6 protein-coding genes and 3 rRNA genes are annotated in these 6,014 nt (G+C 38.9%); 3 read left to right on the top strand and 6 right to left on the bottom strand.

The window, feature by feature from the left end; genetic code table 11:
• Positions 1-832 (bottom strand): hypothetical protein (locus IIB50_02785; protein MCH7530016.1); only part of this gene is annotated, 832 nt, incomplete at its 3' end.
• A 266-nt stretch (positions 833-1,098) separates the two neighbouring features.
• Between IIB50_02785 and IIB50_02780 the strand changes: the two genes are divergently transcribed.
• From IIB50_02780 to IIB50_02770, 3 genes are read left to right on the top strand one after another with little or no spacing between them, the layout of a single operon-like run.
• Positions 1,099-2,229, top strand: coding sequence for a glycosyltransferase (locus IIB50_02780; GenBank protein MCH7530015.1), 1,131 nt, complete (start codon positions 1,099-1,101; stop codon positions 2,227-2,229).
• 11 nt (positions 2,230-2,240) lie between these two features.
• Complete coding sequence (locus IIB50_02775) at positions 2,241-2,516, top strand: hypothetical protein (GenBank protein ID MCH7530014.1); 276 nt, start codon at positions 2,241-2,243, stop codon at positions 2,514-2,516.
• A 1-nt stretch (position 2,517) separates the two neighbouring features.
• Positions 2,518-3,042 carry a prepilin-type N-terminal cleavage/methylation domain-containing protein gene (locus IIB50_02770; protein ID MCH7530013.1) on the top strand — a complete coding sequence of 175 codons (525 nt, stop codon included), beginning with the start codon at positions 2,518-2,520 and terminating at the stop codon, positions 3,040-3,042.
• A gap of 6 nt (positions 3,043-3,048) precedes the next feature.
• Here IIB50_02770 and IIB50_02765 read toward each other — a convergent pair whose 3' ends face one another.
• The 5 genes from IIB50_02765 to IIB50_02745 form a co-directional block, all read right to left on the bottom strand.
• The gene (locus IIB50_02765; protein MCH7530012.1) at positions 3,049-4,215 is read right to left on the bottom strand and encodes a rod shape-determining protein RodA; all 1,167 of its coding nucleotides are present in this window, start codon (positions 4,213-4,215) and stop codon (positions 3,049-3,051) included.
• A 12-nt stretch (positions 4,216-4,227) separates the two neighbouring features.
• On the bottom strand, positions 4,228-4,992 hold the full coding sequence (locus IIB50_02760; protein ID MCH7530011.1) for a hypothetical protein: 765 nt from the start codon (positions 4,990-4,992) through the stop codon (positions 4,228-4,230).
• A gap of 208 nt (positions 4,993-5,200) precedes the next feature.
• Positions 5,201-5,307: ribosomal RNA gene (gene rrf, locus IIB50_02755) — 5S ribosomal RNA — on the bottom strand.
• A 91-nt stretch (positions 5,308-5,398) separates the two neighbouring features.
• Positions 5,399-5,505 (bottom strand): 5S ribosomal RNA (gene rrf / locus IIB50_02750).
• A gap of 62 nt (positions 5,506-5,567) precedes the next feature.
• Positions 5,568-6,014 (bottom strand): 23S ribosomal RNA (locus IIB50_02745); the annotation flags it as partial.

Genomic DNA, 6,014 nt, shown 5'->3' with positions numbered 1-6,014 from the left:
AGAGGGCATATACTCCATGCTTTTTACCTACTAGCTCTGAAAGTTGTTGAGGAAAGAGTGAGAAAATTCTACTTGAAATATTTTCCAAAAACCATTCACGTTGAAGAGAAGACAGGGGAATACGGTCAAAGACATCTTCATATAATTGATTGATATCTATAAACTGAAATTTAATTTGAAGAAATGTTAAGTTATATAACAATGGTAAAAGTGCTTCCATTTTTTCATTTCTAGTATTGCTTACTATTATAGACGCTTCTTCAGGACCAATACGAACAAGTACTTCTTTTTGGATATCGTTTAAATTAGTTACTTTCGCCAAATCAATTGTAAGTACGAATTCAAGCCCGTATCGAGGATTGTTGTTTATCTCCGTCTCAAGGTCTTTCATTTCTTTTCCATGACCAATCAGTATCGCCTTTTGCTTTTTTCGTACACCCAGCATGGGAAAGATCACCAATCGCCATAACAAAATAAGTGGAAAAGAAATGAGGAGATAAATGATTAAATTTGTTTTTGGTGCAATACCAAAATATGGAACAAAGAAAAAGAATAATGCTGCTATGCTTACATTGACTAACTGTGTATTTAAAATAATGGTTGGAAGTTTTCTTTTGAAGATAACTGTATGTTTATCATAGAGCCCTGCTATAAAGAAAATGAGTGCCCACAAAGCAAACAAAATAGAGAACGGAACAATGTGGTCATATAACAGCGTAGTGCTCGGAAGCTCAAAATAGCGCACAGTAAGCGTCAACCACAGTGCTGCAACAAATAGTGCAATATCTCCTAAAAATAGAAGTATTGGCTCTTTTTTACTAAAAACCACCATAATAATAGGTGCTTATATTATAACAAAATTAATGGAATTCAAGCCTCTTATGTCTCATTGTCTGCTGCTTCATGCAGTGATATGGTAGAGCATATGGAGGCAAAAAAACGACAAAAATACTCTATGTCATTACCAAAAGCAATTTGGGCAGAGCTCCTTGGAAACCCTCGGTTTTCCAACACTTCGTTGCCTTCCAACACGGGGAACTCACGTTCCCCGACCCCATCACACGCCCCGCCCCAAATACGAGATAAATTTATATGAACATGAAAGATAAACAAAAAATTCTCTATGTCATCACCAAAAGTAATTGGGGCGGGGCGCAACGGTATGTATATGATTTGGCTACGAACCTACCAAAAGATAATTTTGAAGTTGTGGTAGCACACGGTGGAAACGGAGTACTTAAAACAAAACTTACAGAAAAGAATATTCGAACAGTTTCTATAGAATCTTTAAAACGTGACGTTCAAATATTTGGTGAGTTGGCAAATTTTTTTGCTTTAATAAAAATATTGAAAAATGAAAAGCCGGACGTCCTACACTTAAACAGCTCTAAGGCAGGAGGTCTCGGCGCCCTGGCAGGAAGAGTAATGAATGTAAAGAAAATCATTTTTACTGTTCATGGTTGGGCTTTTAACGAAAATAGAAATATTTTCGAAAAAAAAATTATAGAATTTTTACACTGGATTACAGTAACACTTACCCATATTACAATTACCAATTCTAATGATTTGAAAAAACAAATAGCTCATTTCCCTCTTGTTTCAAAAAAAATATTTGTCATACATAACGGTATACCTACCATGATATTAAAAGATAGACATGAAGCACAAGAAAAACTTATGAAAAATAATACTGAAAAGGTATGGGTAGGAACTATTTCTGAACTTCACAAAATAAAAGGATTAACTTATGCGATAGAGGCAATAATCAATATTATAAAAAGAAATAAAAACATAATATTTATAATTATTGGAGAAGGAGAAGAAAAGCAATCTCTAGAGAAACTTATAGCGAAAAACAATTTAAACAAAAACATATTATTGCTTGGACATATTGATAATGCTGGGGAGTGTTTGAAAGCCTTTGATATATTGACTTTAACTTCAATTTCAGAATCATTGGGTTATGTACTCCTTGAAGCGGGAATGGCAGGTTTGCCTGTTGTTGCAAGTAATGTCGGTGGAATTCCGGAAATTATTGAAGATAAAAAATCGGGACTTCTTGTCCAGCCCAAAAATGTAGAAGAAATAGAAAAAGCATTAATGTATCTTATAGAAAATAAGGAAAAAAGAATGCAGTTGGGAAATATGTTAAAGAAAAAAGTGAAAGAAGAATTCACTCTTGAACAAATGTTAAAAGAGACTTTACAACTCTATAAAACAATCCGATAATAAAACATACTATGAAAGAACAAGAAAAAGTAGAGTTCAACGAAGAACAAAACAATGTGCCCTCCGGTTATGTTGGGTCGAGCGGTCAAGTACCGATACTCATACGATGGATACTTAAAACCAAAATAGCAAGCAATCAGAAACAGGCAACATATATGTTACTGGGGATTGCTGTCCTCGCTCTTATTGCCACTTTTTTAATATTCTTCAGTGGGCTGAGTGGCGCTGATGTTCCGCAGGAGGCTCTAATAGACCCCCTAAGAGGTTACACTCCGTCAGATACATAATATGACTACACTTATAAAAAACAGCACACGGGGCTTCACTCTTATAGAGCTTTTGGTGGTTATTGCTATTATCGGTATGCTTTCATCGGTCGTCTTGACGAGTTTAAATACCGCACGAGAAAAAGCAAAAATAGCAGGTGCTCAAAATCAACTCAGTGAAATTGAAAAAGCAATTTCGTTTCTAGTGAATGATACTGCTGGATACCCCGCATGGGGTAGTACTAAACCAACTTCAGCATGCGGTACCGGTGATGAATTATTTATAGATGATGCTCGAGCTGGTATAGTAGCAACTGATGGTAATTTCCCAAACTGGGACGGACCTTACCTAACCCCCGCCACACCTGATCCGTGGGGAACATTTTACCTGTTTGATGGTGATTATCAATGCGGCGCCGCCACTCTTGGATGTGGTGGGGTAGCCGATGATGGTCTTAATTCTGCAGTTATTCAATCGTACGGACCCAACAAGACCCAAGACTATGGAGATGGGGACGATATTGTTATAATACTGTGTAAACGATAAAACCCCCTACACTCCCAAAAATTCTTTTCTGATATCATCTTTATGTATCGCACGTGAGTAGCGACGCATGCCCATTAACATGCCGAGTCCTATAAATTCGGTTATCAGATGCGACCCGCCGTAGCTCATAAACGGTATGGTGGTGCCAGTTACCGGTAGGAGTCCTATATTCATACCAACATGAATGGTAAAGTGACTCATAAACATTATCGCAAGACCAACTCCAAATAAAATTTCAAAATTCGTCGCGCCGGTTGTGGCATTAATCAGGACTCTACGTATCATTATTCCAAATAATATAAACAGGAGCACCACACCAACAAATCCCCACTCCTCAGCAAATGCAGCAAAAATGAAGTCTGTTTCATACTCTGGTAGAAATTGTAATTTCGACTGTGTTCCATAACCAACTCCCTTGCCAAGAATCTGCCCTGAGCCGACTGCAATGGTGGATTGGTACGCATTGTATCCAGCCCCTTGCAAATCAGTCAATGGATGTATAAAAGTGATAATTCGTTGTTTCTGATAGTCGGCAAACACATAACCCCATAATCCTGCAAATGATATCATTCCTATTAAAAACACTGTCATAAGATGTTTTTTTGAAATGCCTGAAACAAGCACCATACCAAGCCAGATGAGACCAATAATAATTGCTGAACCAAAGTCCGGCTGGAGGAACACGAGAAGAAATAACACTAATGTATACAGCCCGGAAATTAGTATGTGACGCACATGTGCAATTTCCACATGTCGCCGTGAAAAGTACTTCGCCAACAGAAGTATCATGACCAATTTTACCGGGTCGGATGGTTGAAAAGCGAATGAACCAAAGTCAAACCAGCTCTGCGCTCCTTTGGTGATTTCACCAAATACAAACAACAGAAAAAGAATGAAAGCAGATGCAGCAAAAAGAATCATGATGATTCCTGTCTTTCGAAGAAACCGAAAATCTACAAGACTCAATGCAAAAAAAAGTATGATGCCAATTGAGAGCCAGAGAATTTGTTTTTCAAAAAAATAGTTCTCCGGGGCAAAAGAGTTCATGGTTGCAAGTCCGGCAAGCGACAGCAGTACTGCCGAACCAAAAAGTGTCCAATCGATATGCCCGAATAGATGCTGTGTATGAGATTTAGTACCTCTATGCAATATATTTTGTATAAACTCCAACATGGAAACACTATGCTATTGTTTAAGTGGTGGAGTAAGCGTTATAATTTCTATTTTGCCCACTTTGACCGAAAATGGTTTAGGCCAAGTAAATACAATATCGCTTGATGTACCCCTTCGTAGTTGCTCTACTGATGTTTTAGATGCAGCAATCGCGTTGCCATTCTCATCAAATACAATAACGATAATTTCAATATCAGAAATGTCCTGTGTGGAGCTATTTCGTATCTCTGCTTCAATTTTTGGCAGTGTTTCCGCTCCTGAGAGAACCCTGTTCTCAACGATAAGTGAAATTGCCGGATTGTGCATTTTAAACCACTTAGGTGACCCTTGAAATTCAAAAAAAGTACGTTTAGGGACACGTTCCCCTGTAATGATCCCTCCTTCAAATACAGAGAGGATACTATTCGGGGCAATAAATGTAACGCCTTTTCGCTCTGCAATCAAAATATTGTCTTCATCAAACAGTTTAAAAAGGTAGACGATTGCATTAGTACCAATATCAAAATTGGGATTTTCCACATAGGCGACTGCATTATATACTCCATCGGTTACTGCAACCGCCCTACTCCAGAGAATTGTAGGTTGAATCACTTGTGACTGGCACAACAGTTCACACACACCACCGCAGTCTATTCCAACTTCGTCTTGATTTTCCTTGTTATCAAAACAAGTAGGTTCCTCATACAACAGGAAAAACAATGGAATACCTATGATTACCGTAAGACCTAATATAATAATGCTTGTGTAGAATGTTCTTCTTCTGCTAGCCCATGACATGATAGATTTCGTTAGTGTATTTGAGTAACGCGAAAATACGCGTCACAAAATCATTACCCAATTACATCCCCCAGCGGGAATGGCAAAGCCGTATTTAACAGGGTTTATCAAAGCATAGTCGCTCGCCTCATGCTCGTTCCTTGCTTTGTTAAATAATATCAAAAAACCGCCGTCGAAGATACGACGAGGTTTTTGGTTGAGTTCTTTGTTCTGGCAGACTAGCTACTCTCCCATTTTGAGTACCATCGCCTCAAGTGGGCTTAATTGCTGTGTTTAGAATGAGAACAAGTGTTGCTCCACCGATGAATCACCAGAACAATATATTCAAGATACTTTCCGCCAAAGGCGAAACCGTCTTTAGTGGAAACTTCTGTGCCACCGATTAGAAATTTTATTAAATACTGTATTCTGGCGGCTACCTACTTTCCCCCAAAAGAGTATCATCGGCGCTAGCAGACTTAACTTCTGTGTTCGGAATGAGAACAGGTATTACCCTGCCGCCAAACCACCAGAATACAGTATTCAATTAATGCAGGTACAATACAAAAGAAACAAACATTGTGCGATTTTCACATTTCCTAACAGGAGTTGACGAATTAGTACTCCTCGGCTAAACACATTACTGTGCGTACACCTAGAGCCTATCAACCTAGTCATCTCCTAGGGGTCTCAAACGATTCCTAATCTTGAAGTTGGCTTCCCGCTTAGATGCTTTCAGCGGTTATCCATTCCCGACATAGCTACCCAGCGGTGCCGTTGGCACGACAGCTGGTACACCAGAGGTCAGTTCACTCCGGTCCTCTCGTACTAGGAGCAAATCTTCTCAAGAATCAACGCCTGCAGCAGATAGGAGACCAACCTGTCTCACGCTCCTTTTCATGTATTACTACATGGGACGGACTATATCTTCCCAATCATTACGAGGTAATGATTTAAGGGCTAACGTGTAGTCTCTACGGGTCTGAAAACGAAGTTTCCAGTTTTCAATTCCCTCGGTATTGTCCATTCAAAATGGGCATTTC

This window comes from Patescibacteria group bacterium (genome assembly GCA_022560785.1).
In the GTDB taxonomy this organism is placed as follows: domain Bacteria; phylum Patescibacteriota; class Minisyncoccia; order Phycocordibacterales; family JADFSL01; genus JADFSL01.
Note: the sequence above shows the minus strand (reverse complement) of the source record. Positions and strands in the feature narration are given on the sequence as shown.

Coding starts and splice junctions, on each gene's coding strand:
- IIB50_02770 (MCH7530013.1), top strand. CDS start 2,518: ATGACTACACTTATAAAAAACAGCACACGGGGCTTCACTCTTATAGAG.
- IIB50_02780 (MCH7530015.1), top strand. CDS start 1,099: ATGAAAGATAAACAAAAAATTCTCTATGTCATCACCAAAAGTAATTGG.
- IIB50_02775 (MCH7530014.1), top strand. CDS start 2,241: ATGAAAGAACAAGAAAAAGTAGAGTTCAACGAAGAACAAAACAATGTG.
- IIB50_02765 (MCH7530012.1), bottom strand. CDS start 4,215: ATGTTGGAGTTTATACAAAATATATTGCATAGAGGTACTAAATCTCAT.
- IIB50_02760 (MCH7530011.1), bottom strand. CDS start 4,992: ATGTCATGGGCTAGCAGAAGAAGAACATTCTACACAAGCATTATTATA.